The sequence below is a fragment of the Acidovorax sp. MR-S7 genome, from assembly GCF_000400995.2.
In the GTDB taxonomy this organism is placed as follows: domain Bacteria; phylum Pseudomonadota; class Gammaproteobacteria; order Burkholderiales; family Burkholderiaceae_C; genus MR-S7.
This window is the reverse complement of record NZ_DF238999.1, coordinates 335,206-352,848: the sequence shown is the minus strand read 5'-3', so window position 1 is coordinate 352,848 and position 17,643 is coordinate 335,206. Positions and strand designations below refer to the sequence as shown.

Below are 17,643 nucleotides of genomic sequence, written 5' to 3'. Positions count from 1 at the left end.
GTGTCACACGCGCTCGCTGGATTTTTCGGCGATCAGGCCGGTCGGCTTCCAGGCCATCAGCACGATGACCACGGCGAAGGCGAACACGTCCTTGTACGCACTGGGAATGTCGGGAACCAGGGCAGGCAGCGCCGCGCTGCCCAGCACCTGCAGGCCGGCGAACAGAAAGCCGCCGAGGATGGCGCCGTAGACGTTGCCCAGGCCGCCGAGGATGGCGGCGGCGAAGCCGATCACGCCCAGCAGCAGGCCGATGTTGAAGTTGATCTCGTTGTAGTACAGGCCGTTCATCACGCCCGCCAGGGCCGCCATGCCGGAGCCCAGTGCGAAGGTGAGCAGCACCACCGCCTCGAAGTTGATGCCCATGAGGCGTGCGGTCTCGCCGTCCTGCGCCACGGCGCGGATGGCCATGCCGAGGCGGGTGCGCGTGATGAGCAGGTGCACGCCCACGATCACGGCGGCGCCCGCGGCGAGCAGCAGCAGGTTGTCCACCCGCAACGAGAGGCCGCCCAGCTCGACCGAGCTGGTGGGCAGCAGGCGCGGGAAGGGCTTGGGGTTCGAGCCGTCCGGGTAGAACAGCCGCACCGCCTCGCGGATCACCGTGCCGAGCATCAGCGTGGCCAGCAAGGTGTTGAGCGGCGGCGCCTTGCGCAGCGGCAGGATCAGGTACTTGGCGATGGCCGCGCCTAAAGCGCCCGTCACGCAGATGGCGCACAGCACCACGGCCAGCAGCTGCAGCCAGGGCGAGCCCAGGTCCAGCAAGGTCATGCCGACCGAGGCGGCCAGCCCGGCGAACGCGCCGACCATCAGCACGTCGCCGTGCGAGAACTTGATCACGTCCAGCACGCCGAAGAACAGCGTGAAGCCCACGGCGACCATGGCATAGATCATGCCGAGCATCAGGCCGTTGAAGATGTATTGCCCGAGTTCACTCATCCGATTCCCCTTGTCATGCCGCGGCCCGCATGCGGGCGGGCCGCTGCGTCGTGCTTACAGGCCGGCGAGCTTCTTCTTGCCGCTGGCGTAGGCGCTGTCTTCCCAGATCACCCACTTGCCGCCATCGACCACGTACTTGGTCACGAGCGGCACGATGTTCTGGCGGTGGTCGTCGAAGGTCACCTTGCCGATCACGGTGTCGGCATCCTTGGTGGCGTTGAGCACGTCGCGCACCTTCTTGCGGTCGGGACCCACCTTCTCCACGGCGTCGATGATCAGGTTGGTGGCGGCGAAGGCGAACGGGCCGTAGGCCTCGGGCGGCTCGCCGAACTTCTGCTGCTGGTACTGCTCGGAGAAGAGCTTCCCGCCCGGCAGCTTCTCCAGCGGTGCGCCTTCCAGGAAGGCCAGCGAGCCCTCGGCCAGCTCCGGGCCCACGCCCTGGATGTAGGCGTCGGACATCACGCCCGAGGTGCCCTGGAACTGCGCCTTGATGCCCAGCTTGTCCATCTGGGTGCGGATGCGCACGCCCAGGGGTGTGAGGCCGCCGAAGTAGATGACGTCCGGCTTGAGCTCGCGGATCTTGGTCAGCTCGGTCGTGAAGTCCTGCTGTTCGGCCGTGACGCCGAACGTGCCCACGATGGTGCCGCCGTCCTTCTTCAGGTATTCGCTGAAGTACTTGTTGTGGCCTTTGCCGTAGTCGGTGGTGTCGTGGATGACGGCCCACTTCTTGTAGCCCTGGCCGGTGACGAACTTGGCCGCCACCTCGCTCTGGTTGATCATGGTGCCGTTGACGCGGTGGACTTCCTTGAAGTTGTTCGCGTAGGTGATGTCGGGCAGCACGGCGCCCCACACCACGGCCGGCATGCCGAAGCGGCTGTACACGCCCACGGTGCCCATGGCCACGGCGGAGCAGAAGTGGGTGACGCCCGCCACGATGTTGCGGTCGGCCGCGACCTTGGTGGCTACCTGCACGCCCACGTTGGGGCGGCATTCGTCATCCTGCGTCACGAGCTGGTAGGTGTACTTCGCCTTGGGGTCCGCATTGCGCAGGCGCACGGCCAGCTCCGCCGAATTGCGGCCGCCCAGGCCGATGGCCGACACGCCGCCGGTCAGTGGGCCGATGAAGGCGATCTTGACGACGTCCTTGGCTGCTGCGGGCGCGCTGCCCAGGAGCATGCTGGCGGAGGCGGCCAGCATGGCGGCCGCGATGACGGAATGTTGCTTTGGCACCTTTTTCCCCTTTGAAGTGAGCGCTGGATGGGTTTCAAGCCAATTGAAAATTCGTGCAAGTCATGAGCACTAAATTCAAGTGACTTGAAAATTATGCAAGCAGCATGCCAGCCTGGGGGTGCCGAAATATGCTCGGTAACCCGCACTGTTGCGGCCTGGCGGCGGGCCGGGGCGCGCAGGAACACCGCGGCTGCCTCACGCTGGTGCAGCCGCATGCCTGGCTTTGGGGCGTGGTGCGGCGGGAATAAAAAAAGCGCTGCAGGAGCAGCGCTTCAGGGATGGAGCGTGGAGAGGCTCAGAACGCGGGCACCACGGCGCCCTTGTACTTGTCCTGGATGAACTTCTTCACCTCGGGCGTGTGCAGCGCGTTGATCAGCTTGGCGATGGTGGCGTCGCCCGCACGGTCGGCGCGGGCCGCCACGATGTTGGTGTAGGGCGAATCGGCGCCTTCGATGAACAGCGCGTCCTGCGTGGGGTTCAGCTTGGCCTCGATCGCGTAGTTGGTGTTGATCAGGGCCAGGTCCACGTCGGCCAGGGCGCGCGGCAGCAGCGGGGCTTCGAGTTCCTTGAACTTGAGCTTCTTGGGGTTCTTGGCCACGTCCAGCGGCGTGGGCGTGAGGCTCTTGGAGTCCTTCAGCTCGATCAGGCCCTGCTTGGCCAGCAGGATCAGCGCGCGACCGCCATTGGAGGGGTCGTTGGGGATGGCCACGATGGCGCCGTCCTTGAGCTGATTCACGTTCTTGATCTTGCTGGAGTAGGCGCCGAAGGGCTCCACGTGCACCTTGCCGTTGGGAACGGCCACCAGGCTGCTCTTGCGGTCCTTGTTGTAGCTGTCCAGATAGGGCTGGTGCTGGAAGAAGTTGGCGTCGAGCTGCTTGTCCTGCACGGCGGCGTTGGGCTGCACGTAGTCGCTGAATTCCTTGATCTGCAGGTCCACGCCCTGGGCTTTGAGCTGGGGCTTCACGAAGTTCAGGATTTCCGCATGCGGCACGGCCGTGGCGGCCACCTTGAGCACGTCGGCGGCCTGCGCGCCCAGCGCGAGGGCGGCCAGGGCAATGGCGGAGAGGGTTTTCTTCAGCATGGCGATCAGCGTCCTTTGAATGGGTTACTCCACATCGCCGCTTCATGCAAGAGGGCGATTGCTAGGGCGCAAGTGTAAGACGGGCACACGCCTGGCAATTCGTTTTTATTTTCATATTCATATATGGCGCCATATCTTTATGGAGGGAATTTATGGCGAAATAGGGCTGCGGCGCTTTATTGGAAAGCGCTGGCAGCTATGAATAGGGGAGCGTTGGCGTGCGTGCGTTCAGCGCAGCACTTCCAGCAGCCGGTCCAGCCCGCCCTGGTTGATCGCCACCTTGGCCTGCGCGCGCACGGCGGGCTTGGCGTGGTAGGCCACCGAGAGGCCCGCGGCGCCCATCATCGGCAGGTCGTTCGCGCCGTCGCCCACGGCGATCGCCTGGCGCGGGTCTATGCCCATGAGCGATGCCACCTCCAGCAGCGTGCGGCGCTTCTCGGCCCCGTCGCAGATGTCGCCCCAGGGCTGGTCCACCATGCGGCCGGTGAGCTGGCCGCCCTCGACCTCCAGCACGTTGGAGCGTGCGAAGTCGATGCCCAGATGCGTCTTCACGCGGTCGGAGAAGAACGTGAACCCGCCCGATACCAGCAGCGTGGCCAGGCCCGCGGCCTTGGCGGTGTCGATCAGTTCCTTCGCGCCGGGGTTGAAGCGCAGCCGCTCGGCGAACACGCGCTCCAGGTGGTCCATGCCCACGCCCTTGAGCAGCGCCACGCGCTGGCGCAGGCTTTCCTTGTAGTCGGCGATCACGCCCTGCATCGCCGCCTCGGTGATGGCCGCCACCTCGGCCTTGCGGCCCGCGGCGTCGGCGATCTCGTCCACGCACTCGATGCTGATGAGCGTGGAGTCCATGTCGAACGCGATGAGCTTGTAATCGGCCAGGCGCAGCGGCGGCGCGATGCCCTGCACGACGAGGCCGGGGGCGAATTCGGTGGGGGTGGCGTGGGCGGTCATATGCTTCTGAAAAGATAGCTGCCTGCGCTTGTTCCACAAGGGCAAACAGGCAAAAAGACTAAAAATCGGATGGGAGCGCGGATTATCGCCGCCCCGCGGCCGGTTGCAGGCTGCGCTGCGCGCGCTGGCAGATGCGCTGCGTGGCGGCGCAGCCGCCATCCTGCAGCCACTGGGCGCACAGCGCGCGCACCCAGTCGGGCCGGTCCTTGGCTGCGTCGTTGAGCCAGTTGGCTACCGAGTCCTGCACGTAGGCGCTGGGATCGGCGCGCAGCGGCACCAGCAGGGGCAGGGCGGCTTCGGGGCGGCTCTTGAGTTCCGCGATGTGGGCGCACCAGACGCCGCGCGGGCGCAGTGCCTCGCTGGCGAAGCGGCGCAGGCGCTCGGAGGGCGCATCCGTCCAGGCGGCCAGCAGCGCGACGGCCTCGGGCAGCTGCCGCGCGAGGTGCGGGCGCACGGCCATCCAGGCCCATTCGCGCACGCCGAAGTGCGCATCGTCGGCCAGCGGGCGGATGGCGGCGAGCCGCGTGGGCAGGTCCAGCCCTGGCTGCGCGCCGACCATGAAGCAGGCCCAGCCGCGCACCGTGTCGGCGGGGTGGGCCCTGCAGGTGCCGATGCCGGGGCTGCCCAGTGCCTGCAGCAGCAGCGCGCCGATGCGCTCCATGCGCTTCAGGATGCCGAGGCGGCACGCGTCCTCGGCAGCGGAATGGAGGGCGGGCGGCAGGCCGGGGAACACGCTGCGCAGCAGCTTGGCCTGGTCGAGTGCCAGGCATTCGGCGAGGGTGGCCGTGGGCAGCGTGCCGCGCGAGAGCGCGTCGAGCACGCCGGCGGGAATGTCCGCGGCGCGCGTGGCGCCCTTGCGCTCAGGCGGCGCCATGTGCCGCTGCGCCGGTGTTGGCGGCCACCTTGTCGAGCAGCCGGGCCAGCTGCGTGCGTTCGGCGGCGGTCAGGTTGCCGAACAGGCCGGCGATCCACTGGCCGTGCTGTTCGAACAGCGTGCGGGCGAGCTGCCGGCCCTTGCGCGTGAGCCGGATGCGCAGTGCGCGCCGGTCGCCGGGCTCGGCATGGCGCTCGGCCAGCGCCTCGCGCTCCAGCCCGTCGAGCAGGCCTGTGACGGTGGCGCGCGTGACGCCCGCCTGCCCGGCCAGCAGGTTGGGCGCCAGGCCGTCGGGCGCGGCGTCGAGCAGGAAGAGCATGACGAACCGGCCTTCCGACAGGCCGTGCGGGGCCAGCAGCGCGGCGCAGTCGCGGTCGATGCGCGCGGCCAGCGACAGGGTCTGGAAGCACAGGCGGATGCCTTGCAGGTCGGGAAGCTGCCGCCGTTCGGCCTCCTGCAGCAGGGCGAGGTATTTCTGTTCGAGCACCATGCCGCGATCATACGGTATGGCGGCTAATCATCATGTGCTATCGCTGGTCCAGGTACAGCCTGTCGGACCAGGTGGCCAGCCACTCGGGCTTGAAGGCGACGAACACCGCGCACAGCATGCCGGTGACCACCGCGTCGCCCCAGGCCATGAGCCAGCGCGCCACCAGCGAGAGCTGCTCGCCCACGCCCGGCAGCACGTGGCCCACCCACTGCGACAGCGTGCCGGCGGCGAACACGCACAGTGCCGTGCCCAGGAAGCCCCGGCCCAGCACGTAGACGAACAGGCGCGCGCCGCCCAGCGCGCGCGTGCCGGAGAGCCGGCGCACCGCCGCGCCCAGCAGCACCGCCAGCGAGGCCGGCACCACGCCCTGCCACACGGCCAGGCCCAGCGCGTCGCCCCAGGCCAGGCCGGGCGAAACCAGCGCGGCGATGCCGCCCACCGCAAGCAGCGTGGGCACGGCCAGCGGCCAGCCGAGCATGAGCAGAACCAGGCAGGCACCCGACCACTGCAACTGCAGCGGCATGCGGTGCAGCGTGGGCAGCGCCCAGGCCCAGGGCAGCAGCGCCAGGGTGGCCAGCAGCGGCGTCCACAACGTGGCGGGCGCGCCATGGGTTTCGTGGGCCAGGGGCTTGCGGCTGGCCAGCAGCCGCCAGGGCCGCGCGGCCAGGGCGAGGGCCAGGGCCAGCAGGGCGAGGGCGGCTTCGATCCACATTGCTATGGTTTAGGTAGCTGGTCGCGCTTGGATGGCAAGCGCTAGAGGCTGATTTGGCATATGTTTTCCCCTACGCTCCCAGCGGCTTTCCCAGGCTGCGCAGCACGTCGCGCACCATCTGCGCGCGGTCCTTGGGCTCGGGCAGCTCGCGCTCGATGCGCAGCTTGTCGTTGCCCGCGAGCTTGATGTGCTTGTTCTTCTGGATCAGGTGGATGATGGCCATCGGGTCGATGGGCGGCTGGGGCTTGAAGGTGATGGTGATCACGCTGGGCGCTGCGTCCACCTTGGCCACGCCGTAGGGCGCCGACAGCACGCGCAGGCGGTGCACGTCGATGAGCGCCTGCGCCTGCGGCGGCAGCTTGCCGAAGCGGTCCACGATTTCCTCCAGCAGCGCGTCGATCTGGTCGCCGGTCTTGGCGGTGGCGAGCTTCTTGTAGAACGACAGGCGCAGGTGCACGTCGCCGCAGTAGTCGCCCGGCAGCAGCGCGGGGGCGTGCAGGTTGATGTCGGTCGCTGCCTGCATGGGCGAGAGCAGGTCGGGCTCCTTGCCGGCCTTGAGCGCCTTGACGGCCTCGGCCAGCATGTCGTTGTAGAGCTGGAAGCCCACCTCCAGCATGTTGCCGCTCTGGTTCTCGCCCAGCACTTCGCCCGCGCCGCGGATCTCCAGGTCGTGCATGGCGAGGTAGAAGCCGCTGCCCAGCTCCTCCATCTGCTGGATGGCGTCCAGCCGCTGCTGCGCCTGCTTGGTCAGGCCGTCCATGTCGGGCACCATCAGGTAGGCATAGGCTTGGTGGTGGCTGCGGCCCACGCGGCCGCGCAGCTGGTGCAGCTGCGCCAGGCCGAACTTGTCGGCGCGGCTGATGATGATGGTGTTGGCGGTGGGCACGTCGATGCCGGTCTCGATGATGGTCGAGCACAGCAGGATGTTGTAGCGCTGGGCGACGAAGTCGCGCATCACGCGCTCCAGCTCGCGCTCGGGCATCTGGCCGTGGGCCACGGCGATGCGGGCCTCGGGCAATATCTCTTCGAGCTTCTGGCGCCGGTTCTCGATGGTTTCCACCTCGTTGTGCAGGAAGTAGCACTGGCCGCCGCGCTTCAATTCGCGCAGCACGGCCTCGCGGATCACGCCCGTGCCCTCGTTCCTCACGAAGGTCTTGATGGCCAGGCGCCGCTGCGGCGCGGTGGCGATCACGCTGAGATCGCGCAGCCCTTCCAACGCCATGCCCATGGTGCGCGGGATGGGCGTGGCCGTGAGCGTGAGCACGTCCACCTCGGCGCGCATGGCCTTCATGGCCTCCTTGTGGCGCACGCCGAATCGGTGTTCCTCGTCGATGATGAGCAGGCCCAGGTTCTTGAACTTGGTCGATTCGCTGAGCAGCTTGTGCGTGCCCACGACGATGTCCACCGTGCCATCGGCAATGCCCTTGACGGCTGCGGTGATCTCCTTGCCCGAGCGGAAGCGCGAGACCTCGGCCACTTTCACCGGCCACTTGCTGAAGCGGTCGCTCAGCGTGCGGAAGTGCTGCTCGGCCAGCAGCGTGGTGGGCGCGAGGAAGGCCACCTGCTTGCCCCCGGCCACGGCCACGAAGCAGGCGCGCAGGGCCACCTCGGTCTTGCCGAAGCCCACGTCGCCGCACACGAGGCGGTCCATGGGGCGCGGGCTGATCATGTCCTGCACCACGGCGTGAATGGCGGCCTTCTGGTCGGCCGTTTCCTCGAAGCCGAAGTCGCCCGCGAAGGTCTCGTAGTCCTGCGGCGAATAGCGGAACGCATGGCCTTCGCGCGCGGCGCGGCGCGCGTAGATGTTGAGCAGCTCGGCGGCGGCGTCGCGCACCTGCTCGGCGGCCTTGCGCTTGGCCTTTTCCCACTGGCCGCTGCCCAGCTTGTGCAGAGGCGCCTCATCGGCCGAGACGCCGGTGTAGCGGCCGATGAGCTGGAGCTGGCTCACGGGCACGTAGAGCACGGCCTTGTCGGCGTATTCCAGGTGCAGGAATTCCTGCAGGGCGGGCGTACCGTCGGGGTTCTTCTCGCCCAGGTCCATGTTGACCAGGCCCCGGTAGCGCCCGATGCCGTGCTGCGCGTGCACCACCGGGTCGCCCACGTTGAGCTCGGAGAGATCCTTGATGAGCGCCTCGACGTCGCTCGCCTGCTCCTGCTTCTTGCGCCGGCGCGTGGTGGCGCTGGCGGCGAACAGCTCGGTCTCGGTGACGAGGTCCAGCCCTTCCTCCAGCCATGCGAAGCCCGTGGCCAGCGCCGCCGTGGCGATGCCTACGCGCTCCTCGGGCGTGGCCTGGAATTCGGCCAGGCTGTCGAACGCGGGCGGGTTCAGGCCCGATGCGCGCAGGAAGTCCAGCAGGCTTTCGCGGCGCCCGTCGCTCTCGGCCAGCAGCAGCAGGCGCTGGCGGGTGGTGCGGATGTGGGCCTGCAGCCGGGCCAGCGGGTCTTCCGCGCCGCGCACCACGGCGAGGTCGGGCAGCTTCTGGAAGTGCGCGTTGTCCTGCACGTCCTCCACGCCGGGGCGCAGCGCCAGCTGGGCGTGCGGCTTGGCCTCGCCGTAGAACTGCTCGGCGGAGAGGAACAGCGCATCGGGCGGCAGCACGGGGTAGTCCGGGTCGCCCTGGATCAGGCGGTAGCGCTCGCGCGTGTCTTGCCAGAAGCGCTGGAACGGGGTTTCCAGGTCGCCGTGCAGCACCACGGTGGCCTGTTCTCCCAGATAGTCGAACACGGTGGCCGTCTCGTCGAAGAAGAGCGGCAGGTAGTACTCGATGCCCGCCGTGGCCACGCCGTTGCCCATGTCCTTGTAGATGCGGCTGCGCGTGGGGTCGCCCTCCAGCAGCTCGCGCCAGCGCTGGCGGAAGCGCGCGCGCGCCGCGTCGTCCATGGGGAACTCGCGGCCCGGCAGCAATCGCACCTCGGGCACGGGGTAGAGGCTGCGCTGGCTGTCGGGGTCGAAGGTGCGGATGGAGTCGATCTCGTCGTCGAACAGGTCCACGCGGTAGGGCTGCGGCGAGCCCATGGGGAACAGGTCGATCAGCCCGCCGCGCACCGCGTATTCGCCGTGGCCCACCACCTGCGAGACATGCTGGTAGCCGGCGAGCGTGAGCTGCGCGCGCAGCTTGGCCTCGTCGAGCTTCTGCTTGGTCTTGAAGTGGAAGGTGTAGCCCGCCAGGAACGCGGGCGGCGCGAGGCGGTAGAGCGCCGTGGTCGCGGGTACGAGCACCACGTCGGCCTCGCCCTGCGAGATGCGCCAGAGCGTGGCAAGCCGCTCGCTGATCAGGTCCTGGTGCGGCGAGAAGCTGTCGTAGGGCAGCGTCTCCCAGTCGGGGAACAGCGCGCAGCGCAGGCCGGGCGCGAAGAAGGCCATCTCGTCGATGAGCCGCTGCGCGTCGGTGGCGTCGGCCGTCACGATGGCCGTCGGGCGGCCCGCGGCCTTCTCGCGCTCGCCCAGGCGGGCCAGTAGCAGGGCATCGGCGCTGCCCACGGGGCGGGGCAGGGTGAAACGTTTTCCGGGGGAGAGTTTGGGCAGATCCATGCAGGTGTGCCGCCCTGGCGCTTGAGGCTCGGGGCGCAAGCGGCTGATTCTAGAATGCCCGCCCATGACCGACCTGCCGCAGCCCTCCGCATCCAGGCGCCACGCGCCGGCCCGCTTCTGGGGGCTGGTGCCCTGCGCGGGCACGGGCTCGCGCGCCGTCGGGCCGGGCGGCAATGCGGCCTTGCCCAAGCAATACCAGCTGGTCGCGGGCCAGCCGCTGGTGCTGCACACGCTGGCCGCGTTCGCGGGCGTGGCGCGGCTCGCGGGCACGCTGGTGGCGGTGGCTCCGGGCGACGGCTTCTTCACCGCGCACACGCATCCCGCATGGTTCGCCGTGCCCTGCGGCGGCGCGGCGCGCGCCGATTCGGTGCTCGGCGGCCTCAAGGAGCTGCAGGCGCGCGGTGCGCTGGATGACGACTGGGCGCTGGTGCACGACGCCGCGCGCTGCCTCGTGACCACAGCGCAGATCGACGCGCTCATCGACGCCTGCGAGCACGATGCCGTGGGCGGCCTGCTGGCGCACAAGCTGGCCGACACGCTCAAGACCGCCACCGACGGCCCCGGCGGCGTGCGCGTGGCCGCCACCGTGGATCGCAGCGACAAGTGGCTCGCGCAGACGCCGCAGATGTTCCGCATCGGCGCGCTGCGCCACGCGCTGGAACAGGTGGGCGCGGCCGCCACCGACGAGGCGAGCGCCATGGAGGCCATGGGCCTGCGCCCGCGCCTGGTGCCGGGCGGCGCGCAGAATTTCAAGGTGACCTACCCCGACGATTTCGCGCTGGCCGAGGCGGTGCTCGCGCAGCGCATGCACGGCGCCACGCTGGCGCGCTTCGGCGGCGCACGCGGCGAAGCGTCGGGAGAATCGGTCAAGACCATTTTTTCCTCCAAGCATTGACGGAGCACGCATGGATTTCAGGATTGGCGAGGGTTGGGACGTTCACGCGCTGGTGCCGGGCCGGCCGCTGGTCATCGGCGGCGTAACGATTCCCCACGCGATGGGCCTGCTCGGCCATTCCGACGCCGACGTGCTGCTGCACGCCATCACCGATGCGCTGCTGGGCGCGGCGGCGCTGGGCGACATCGGCAGCCACTTTCCCGATACCGATGCGCGTTTCAAGGGCGCGGATTCTTCCGTGCTGCTCGCCGAGGCCGCGCGCCGCGTGTGCGAAGAGGGTTACGCCATCGGCAACGTGGACAGCACCGTGATCGCCCAGGCGCCGCGCCTGGCCGCGCACATCCCCGCGATGCGCGCATCGATCGCGCGCGCGCTCGGCCTGGAGACGGACCAGGTGAACGTGAAGGCCAAGACGGCCGAGCGCCTGGGGCCCGCAGGGCAGGGGTTGTCGATCGAGGCGCGCGCGGCGGTGCTGCTGCAGCGCTGAAAACCGCGGCTAGCCGCCGCCCAATTGCCCAGTCAGCGTTTGCGCCGAGTGCCGCAGTGCATCGACGAACCACGGCTGCATCCGCTGCTCCGGCGCCGTGAGCGTCAACGCGCCGACCAGCTCATGCGCCGCATTCCACACCGGCGCGGAGACGCCCACCAGGCCGGGGACACGGTCTCCCGTCACCATCACGTAGCCGTCGCGCCGCACCTGGTCGTATAGACGGCCCTTGGCTCCGGCGCAGGCCATCAGCACGCGGCCGCCCGCGCCGCGGTCCAGCGGGAGCAGGTCGCCCGCCCGCACGTGGTCGCGCAGCAGCTGGGGCGAATCCACGCGGTAGAGCACCAAGCGCTGGTCGCCTTGCCGGACGTGGAACGCAACGCTCTCCCCGGTGCGCTCCGTCAGAGCGCGCATTTCCGGCAGCACCAGGTCTTCCAGCGAGAAGGACGCCGAATAGACCGACGCGAGCCGCGCGACTTCCGGGCCCAGCCCCCACAGGCCGTCCGCCGTCTTCTGCACCAGCCGCCCATGAGCGAGCGACGCCAGGACCCGCAGCACGGTGCTCTTGTAGAGGCGGGTGCGCTCTGCCAGCTCCGTGACGCTCAAGACCTTGTCGCCCGACCGGAATGCGGCAAGCACGGTGATGGCCTTGTCGACGGCCGCCGCGCCGCCCGGAGCGGCCTGTTCATCGGCGAGAGAGGCGATCGTGGACTTCTTCGGCATGGGCCCGAGGGTAACGGGAAAACAGGGGGGCTCCGTTTGACAGGCCGGTGAGGCGCTTCTATCATTGTTCCATACATTGGATCTATGTTCTAACTTATAGAACAAAACAAGAATTGCAGGAGACAACGCCATGAGCAGCGGCAATTACCTGGCGGTCCGTCCGGAGTGGCTGGCACTGGGGCCGGAAGAGGTGCTGGAGCCGGATGTGCCCATCGTGGACGCGCACCACCACTTCTACGACCGTCCCGGCTGGACCTACCTGGCAGACGAATTCCTGGCGGACGTGCACACGGGGCACAACGTGCGTGCGACGGTCTACATGCAGGCCCAGACCCGGTACCGCGAGGACGGGCCTGCGCAACTGCGGCCCGTGGGCGAAACGGCCTACGTGGCAGCGGCCACCGAAGCATTGGCTGCGGGCAACGTCCGCGTTGCCGCCGGGATCGTGGGGCATGCCGACCTGCGCCAGGGCGCGCGGGTGCGGGAGGTTCTCCAGGCGCACATCGCGGCGGGGCGCGGCCGCTTTCGCGGCATCCGGCACCTCACGGCCTGGGATGCCGATGCCTCGCTGGTGAACCCGCTGTCGGCGGCTCCCGCCCGGCTCCTGCTCGACCGGGCTTATCGGGAGGGCGTGGCGCAGCTCGCCCCGCTGGGCCTGTCGTACGACGCGTGGCTTTTCTTTCCGCAGTTGCCGGAGCTGCTGGACCTGGCCAAGGCGTTCCCGGACACGCCCGTCATCGTCAACCACTGCGGCGGCATCGTGCGCATCGGCGCCTATGCGGAACGCCGTGCGGAGGTCTTCGGCCTCTGGGCGCAGTCGATGCAGGCACTGGCGGCGCTGCCTAACGTCTTCGTCAAGCTGGGCGGGCTGGGCATGCGCGTCAATGGCTTCGGCTTCGAGCAGGGCGAGCGCCCGCCCACCTCCCAGCACCTGGCAGACACCTGGAAGCCCTGGATGCACACGCTCATCGAGGCCTTCGGCGCCGAGCGCTGCATGTTCGAGAGCAATTTCCCTGTCGACAAGGGCTCGTACGGCTACGCCACCGTCTGGAACGCTTTCAAGCGCCTGGCGGCCGGCGCGAGCGCCACGGAGCGCCAGGCGCTTTTCGAGGGCACTGCCCGCTGCGTCTATCGGCTTGGGTGAAGGCCGTTCCTTTTCTTCTTTCCACCACTACCACTCAGGAGACATCCATGCCAATCGACAACGTACGCCGCCACATGCTTCTGGCGGGCGCCGCCAGCGTGCTCGGCGCTCCTGCCTTCGCACAGGGCAAGCCCATCACCATCATCGTTCCCTATTCGCCCGGCGGGACGGCAGACCTCTCGACACGGGTGATCGCGCAGTTCGCGGCGCCGAGCGTGGGCTCGCCCATGGTGGTCGACAACCGCACCGGAGGCGGCGGGCTCATCGGCTGGGGGCTCGCCTCGCGCGCGGCTCCCGACGGCAACACGCTGCTGACGGTCGAGCTGGCCTACGCGATCGCCGCCGGCTTGCTGCCGAACATGCCTTTCGACCCGCTCAAGGCTTTCTCCCAGATCACGACGGCCGTCAAGGTGCCGCACGTGCTGGTGGTGAATCCGAACGTGCCCGCCAAGACGGTGCAGGAGTTCATCGCGCTGGCCAAGGCGCAGCCCGGCAAGCTCAACTATGGTTCGGGAGGCAACGGCACCAACACTCATCTGGCCGGCGAGCTGTTCAAGAGCGTCACCGGCACGGACATCGTGCACGTGCCCTACAAGGGGGCCGGCGCGGTGCTTGCCGACCTGATGGGCAACCAGGTGCAGGCGCTGATCACCGCGGTGCCCACCGCGCTGTCCCATGTCCGCAGCGGCAAGCTGCGGGCGCTGATGGTGACCGGTGCGGAGCGCAATGCGCTGCTGCCCGACGTGCCTTCGGCCAAGGAGGCGGGCATCCCGGCGATGGACATCGACTACTGGGTCGGGCTCGGCGCGCCGGCAGGCACGCCCCAGCCCGTCGTCGACAGGCTCGGCAAGGCCATCAATGCCGCCCTGGCGCAACCCGAGGCCAGGAAGAAATTCGCCGAGATGGGGCTCACCGTGGTGGGCAACACGCCCGAGCAGGCGACGCAGTTCGTGAACAGCGAGATCCAGCGCTGGAGCGCAGTGATCAAACAGGCCGGCATCAAGCCGGAGTGAGCATGCCGATACAACCTCTGCAGGGCGTTCGGGTGCTGGACCTGACCAATGTGCTTGCCGGCCCTTTTTGCTGCCACCAGCTCGCGCACATGGGCGCGGACGTGATCAAGGTCGAAACCCGGACCGGGGGCGACCTGGCACGCCAATTGGGCGCGGATGTGGAGCTCAACCGCCGCCACATGGGCGTGTCGTTCCTCGCCCAGAACCCCGGCAAGCGCTCCATCACGCTCGACCTCAAGAAGGACAAGGCCAAGCAGGTGTTCCGCCAGCTCGTGCGCACGACGGACGTGGTGGTGGAGAACTTCCGCCCGGGCGTGATGGACCGCCTGGGTCTGGGCTACACCGACCTGCTCCAGGAGAACCCCAGGCTCATCTACTGCGCGATCTCGGGCTTCGGCCAGTCGGGGCCGCTGCGGGACCTGCCTGCCTATGACCAGATCATCCAGGGCATGTCCGGGGTGATGAGCGTCACCGGCGACGCGGACTCGGCGCCGCTGCGCGTCGGCTACCCCATCGCCGACACCATCGGGGGCATCACGGCGGCCTTCGCCGTGGCGTCTTCCCTGGCCGATCGCCAGCGGGCCGAGGGCGTCTTCATCGACGTGTCGATGCTGGAGGCCACGATGGCCACGATGGGCTGGGCGGTTTCCAACTACCTGGTGGCGGGACGCGTCCCGCAGCCCATGGGCAACGACAACGTCACCGCGAGTCCCTCCGGCACCTTCAGGACGGGCGACGGCCTGCTGAACATCGCTGCCAACAAGCAGGAGCAGTTCGAGCAGGTGTGCGAGGTGCTGGGCCGCCCCGAGTGGAAGCAGGATGCTCGGTTCGCCGATCGCCATGCCCGGCTGAAGCACCGTGCCGAGCTCACGCAGTCGATGGAAGCGGAAATGGCCGCGCGCTCCGCCGACGAATGGTGGCGGCTGTTCAACGCGGCCGGCGTCCCCGCCGGTCCGGTGCTGACCGTGCCCCAGGCGCTGGACCACCCCCAGATCGCCACACGCGGCATGGTCGCCACTTACGAGGACGTGCCAGGCGTCGGCCGCGATGTCCGGCTGGTGCGCACGGGCTTCAAGCTCAATGGCGAGGCGCCCTCCGTCGCGGCCCCTCCGCCCCGGTTGGGCGAACATACGGACGCCATCCTTGCCGAACTGGGGTTCCAAGAGGATGAGATCGCGTCCCTCAGGCAACAGGAGGCCATATGAGCGCAACAGCAGAAGAAGTGAAGCGAGGCGTGCAGGATTGGTGGCGCACGTCCATCATCGACATGGCGCCGGGCAGCATCCGCTATCGCGGCTACCCGATCCAGGAGCTGATCGGCAACGTCAGCTTCGCCCAGATGATCTGGCTGATGACGCGCGGAGAGCTGCCGTCCACCGGCGAGGCGCGGCTGCTGGATGCCGCGCTGATGGCCGCGGTGGACCACGGACCTCAGGCGCCGAGCATCGCCATCGCGCGCATGGCCGCCACGTGCGGCGTGGGCTTGAACAACGCGATGGCGTCTGCGGTGAACGTGCTGGGCGACGTGCACGGCGGGGCGGGCGAGCAGGCCGTCGAGATGTACGTGGACATTGCTCGGCGCATGGATGCCGGCGAGGAACTGCAGGCCGCTGCCGGCGCGGGGCTCGACGAGGCCATCGGCCGCCATGGAAAGTTCGTCTCGGGCTTTGGCCACCGGTTCCACCCCATCGACCCGCGGGCGCCGCGCCTGCTGGAACTGGTGGACGAAGCTGCGCAGGCGGGCGTGGTCAGCGGCCGGTTCGCGCTGATCGGCAGGGCCGTCGAAGACGTGTTGGCCTCGCGCAAGGGCGGCCGGCGCATCCCCATGAACATCGACGGCGCCACGGCAGTGATCTATGCCGAGCTGGGTTTTCCGGCTCCGTTGGCGCGCGGGCTTTTCTGCCTGTCGCGCTCCGTCGGCATCCTGGCGCACGCCTGGGAGCAGACGCAGCAGGGCGGGCGCAATAAGGGGCCGATACCCCGCGAATACCTCTGGAGCTACGACGGCCCCGCGCGGCGGCCGCTGCCCGGCTCCGAAGGCTAGCCGGCTACACGGGCCGCGCGGGCTTGCGCGCTTCGGGAGGCAGGTGGCGCTTGATCTGCGGGCGCTGCAGGCGCTGCTCCGGCCCCTGGCCGCCCGGCAGGTCGGCGGCGCGCTGGAGCTGGATGTGCGCCACGAGGCCGCCCGACGCGGAATTGGCCAGCGCGAAGATGCCGCCCATGCGCTGCACGGTCTTGTCCACGATGGACAGGCCCAGCCCCGCGCCGGCCGCGGCGGTGCGTGCCGAGTCGCTGCGGAAGAACGGCTTGGTGAGGCTGGCGAGCTGCTCCGGCGGGGCGCCGGGGCCGTGGTCGCGCAGCTTGACCAGCACCCATTTCTCGCGCGCCTTGGCGGCGATGTCCACCGTGGTGATGCCGGTCTCGCGGTCCTTGCCGTAGCGGCGGGCGTTCTCCAGCAGGTTGGAGATGACGCGCGCCAGCTCCACCTCGTCGGCCAGCACGTTCAGCTCCTCGGGCACGTTCATGGTGATCTGCAGCTCGCGGTGGTCCTGCACGGCGTAGACGCACGAGGACACCACGCCGTGCAGGTTCACGGGGCTGAGCGTCACCGTGTCGGGACGCGCGTAATCGAGGAACTTGTCGATGGTGGCGTCGAGCTGCACGATGTCGGCCACCATGTGCTCGCGCGCCACCTCGTCGAGCACGCTCATCTCGGTTTCCAGGCGCAGGCGCGCCAGCGGCGTGCGCAGGTCGTGCGAGATGCCGGCGAGCATGACCGCGCGGTCCTGCTCCAGCTTGGCGAGCTTCTGCGCCATGCGGTTGAAGCCGATGTTCACCTCTCGGATCTCGCTGGTCACCGCCTCCTCGTCGAGCTGGCTGGCGGCGAAGTCGCCGTCGCGCACGCGGTTGGCGGCGTACGAGAGCTGCTTGAGCGGCCGGTTGATGAGCCGTGCGATGGCCGCTGCACCCGCCAGCGACAGTGCGCCGGCCGTGATGAGCCAGATCAGCCAGGTCCTGCCGCTGGCGGCCGACAGGCGCGAGCGGTCCATGAGCAGCCAGTTGAGGTCGCCGTTGATGGTGAAGCCTACCCACAGCCCGTTCTCGCCGTTCACGCTGCTGGCCACGATGGTGCCGGGGCCCAGGCGCTGGGTGAGCTCCTCCGTCAGCCGCGCACCCAGGGCAGAGGGGGGCAGCAGCTCGAACTTGTCGCCGGGCTCGCGCGGCAGGATGCGCACGCCTTCCTGGTCGGCCATGGTCTTGAGCAGGGAGACGCGGGCGATCGCATCGGAGTGGATCAGCGCGGCGCGGCTCAGGTTGACCAGCGAAGCGATCTGCTGGGCCGTCTGCAGCGTGCGCGGCTCGAACTCCAACGCGCGCAGCGTCTGCAGCCACGCCAGGATGCTGCCCACCAGCAGCAGCGACAGCAGGAAGAAGGTGCGCCAGAAAAGATTCAGCCCCACGCGCGCGCGCTGGGCTCGCTGGCTGGCAGGCGCTTCCAGCGGTGCCGGACTGGTCGCGTCGGAAGGATGATGATGACTAGCGCTCATGAGAAAGCATGGACGGCTTGAAACCGGCAC

At 68.9% G+C, this 17,643-nt stretch carries 16 protein-coding genes; 6 read left to right on the top strand and 10 right to left on the bottom strand.

What is annotated here, in order from left to right:
• Positions 1–3 precede the first annotated feature (3 nt).
• From AVS7_RS22690 to mfd, 8 genes are all read right to left on the bottom strand, one after another.
• Positions 4–933 (bottom strand): branched-chain amino acid ABC transporter permease, encoded by a 930-nt coding sequence (locus tag AVS7_RS22690; protein WP_020231052.1) that lies wholly within the window; start codon positions 931–933, stop codon positions 4–6.
• A 54-nt stretch (positions 934–987) separates the two neighbouring features.
• Positions 988–2,130 (bottom strand): branched-chain amino acid ABC transporter substrate-binding protein, encoded by a 1,143-nt coding sequence (locus tag AVS7_RS22685; protein WP_020231051.1) that lies wholly within the window; start codon positions 2,128–2,130, stop codon positions 988–990.
• 328 nt (positions 2,131–2,458) lie between these two features.
• On the bottom strand, positions 2,459–3,244 hold the full coding sequence (locus AVS7_RS22680; RefSeq protein ID WP_020231050.1) for a MetQ/NlpA family ABC transporter substrate-binding protein: 786 nt from the start codon (positions 3,242–3,244) through the stop codon (positions 2,459–2,461).
• Between the two features lie 228 nt (positions 3,245–3,472).
• On the bottom strand, positions 3,473–4,195 hold the full coding sequence (gene serB / locus AVS7_RS22675; RefSeq protein WP_020231049.1) for a phosphoserine phosphatase SerB: 723 nt from the start codon (positions 4,193–4,195) through the stop codon (positions 3,473–3,475).
• Between the two features lie 82 nt (positions 4,196–4,277).
• Positions 4,278–5,069 (bottom strand): hypothetical protein, encoded by a 792-nt coding sequence (locus tag AVS7_RS22670; RefSeq protein WP_020231048.1) that lies wholly within the window; start codon positions 5,067–5,069, stop codon positions 4,278–4,280.
• The gene (locus AVS7_RS22665) at positions 5,056–5,559 is read right to left on the bottom strand and encodes a MarR family winged helix-turn-helix transcriptional regulator (RefSeq protein ID WP_020231047.1); all 504 of its coding nucleotides are present in this window, start codon (positions 5,557–5,559) and stop codon (positions 5,056–5,058) included. The genes AVS7_RS22670 and AVS7_RS22665 overlap by 14 nt, the downstream gene beginning before the upstream one ends.
• Before the next feature lie 37 nt (positions 5,560–5,596).
• A complete protein-coding gene (locus AVS7_RS22660) occupies positions 5,597–6,271 on the bottom strand; it encodes a hypothetical protein (protein WP_020231046.1) in 675 nt (224 codons plus the stop codon).
• 70 nt (positions 6,272–6,341) lie between these two features.
• Complete coding sequence (gene mfd / locus AVS7_RS22655; protein ID WP_024002128.1) at positions 6,342–9,803, bottom strand: transcription-repair coupling factor; 3,462 nt, start codon at positions 9,801–9,803, stop codon at positions 6,342–6,344.
• A gap of 64 nt (positions 9,804–9,867) precedes the next feature.
• On the opposite strand from mfd, the gene ispD reads away from it, so the two are divergent.
• Entirely contained in the window at positions 9,868–10,698 is an 831-nt protein-coding gene (gene ispD / locus AVS7_RS22650; protein WP_020231044.1) for a 2-C-methyl-D-erythritol 4-phosphate cytidylyltransferase, read from the top strand.
• Positions 10,699–10,708: 10 nt separating this feature from the next.
• Complete coding sequence (ispF, locus tag AVS7_RS22645) at positions 10,709–11,185, top strand: 2-C-methyl-D-erythritol 2,4-cyclodiphosphate synthase (protein WP_020231043.1); 477 nt, start codon at positions 10,709–10,711, stop codon at positions 11,183–11,185.
• Positions 11,186–11,194: 9 nt separating this feature from the next.
• On the opposite strand, the gene AVS7_RS22640 is transcribed toward ispF, so the two are convergent.
• A complete protein-coding gene (locus AVS7_RS22640) occupies positions 11,195–11,908 on the bottom strand; it encodes an IclR family transcriptional regulator (protein ID WP_020231042.1) in 714 nt (237 codons plus the stop codon).
• Positions 11,909–12,038: 130 nt separating this feature from the next.
• Between AVS7_RS22640 and AVS7_RS22635 the strand changes: the two genes are divergently transcribed.
• From AVS7_RS22635 to AVS7_RS22620, 4 genes are read left to right on the top strand one after another with little or no spacing between them, the layout of a single operon-like run.
• The gene (locus AVS7_RS22635) at positions 12,039–13,052 is read left to right on the top strand and encodes an amidohydrolase (protein ID WP_020231041.1); all 1,014 of its coding nucleotides are present in this window, start codon (positions 12,039–12,041) and stop codon (positions 13,050–13,052) included.
• Between the two features lie 47 nt (positions 13,053–13,099).
• A complete protein-coding gene (locus AVS7_RS22630; protein ID WP_020231040.1) occupies positions 13,100–14,065 on the top strand; it encodes a tripartite tricarboxylate transporter substrate binding protein in 966 nt (321 codons plus the stop codon).
• A gap of 2 nt (positions 14,066–14,067) precedes the next feature.
• Positions 14,068–15,270, top strand: a complete 1,203-nt coding sequence (locus AVS7_RS22625; RefSeq protein WP_024002127.1) for a CaiB/BaiF CoA-transferase family protein — start codon at positions 14,068–14,070, stop codon at positions 15,268–15,270.
• Positions 15,267–16,109 carry a citryl-CoA lyase gene (locus AVS7_RS22620; protein ID WP_024002126.1) on the top strand — a complete coding sequence of 281 codons (843 nt, stop codon included), beginning with the start codon at positions 15,267–15,269 and terminating at the stop codon, positions 16,107–16,109. Before AVS7_RS22625 ends, AVS7_RS22620 begins: the two co-directional genes overlap by 4 nt.
• A 4-nt stretch (positions 16,110–16,113) precedes the next feature.
• Here AVS7_RS22620 and AVS7_RS22615 read toward each other — a convergent pair whose 3' ends face one another.
• Positions 16,114–17,613, bottom strand: a complete 1,500-nt coding sequence (locus tag AVS7_RS22615) for a sensor histidine kinase (RefSeq protein ID WP_034692005.1) — start codon at positions 17,611–17,613, stop codon at positions 16,114–16,116.
• Positions 17,614–17,643 lie beyond the last annotated feature (30 nt).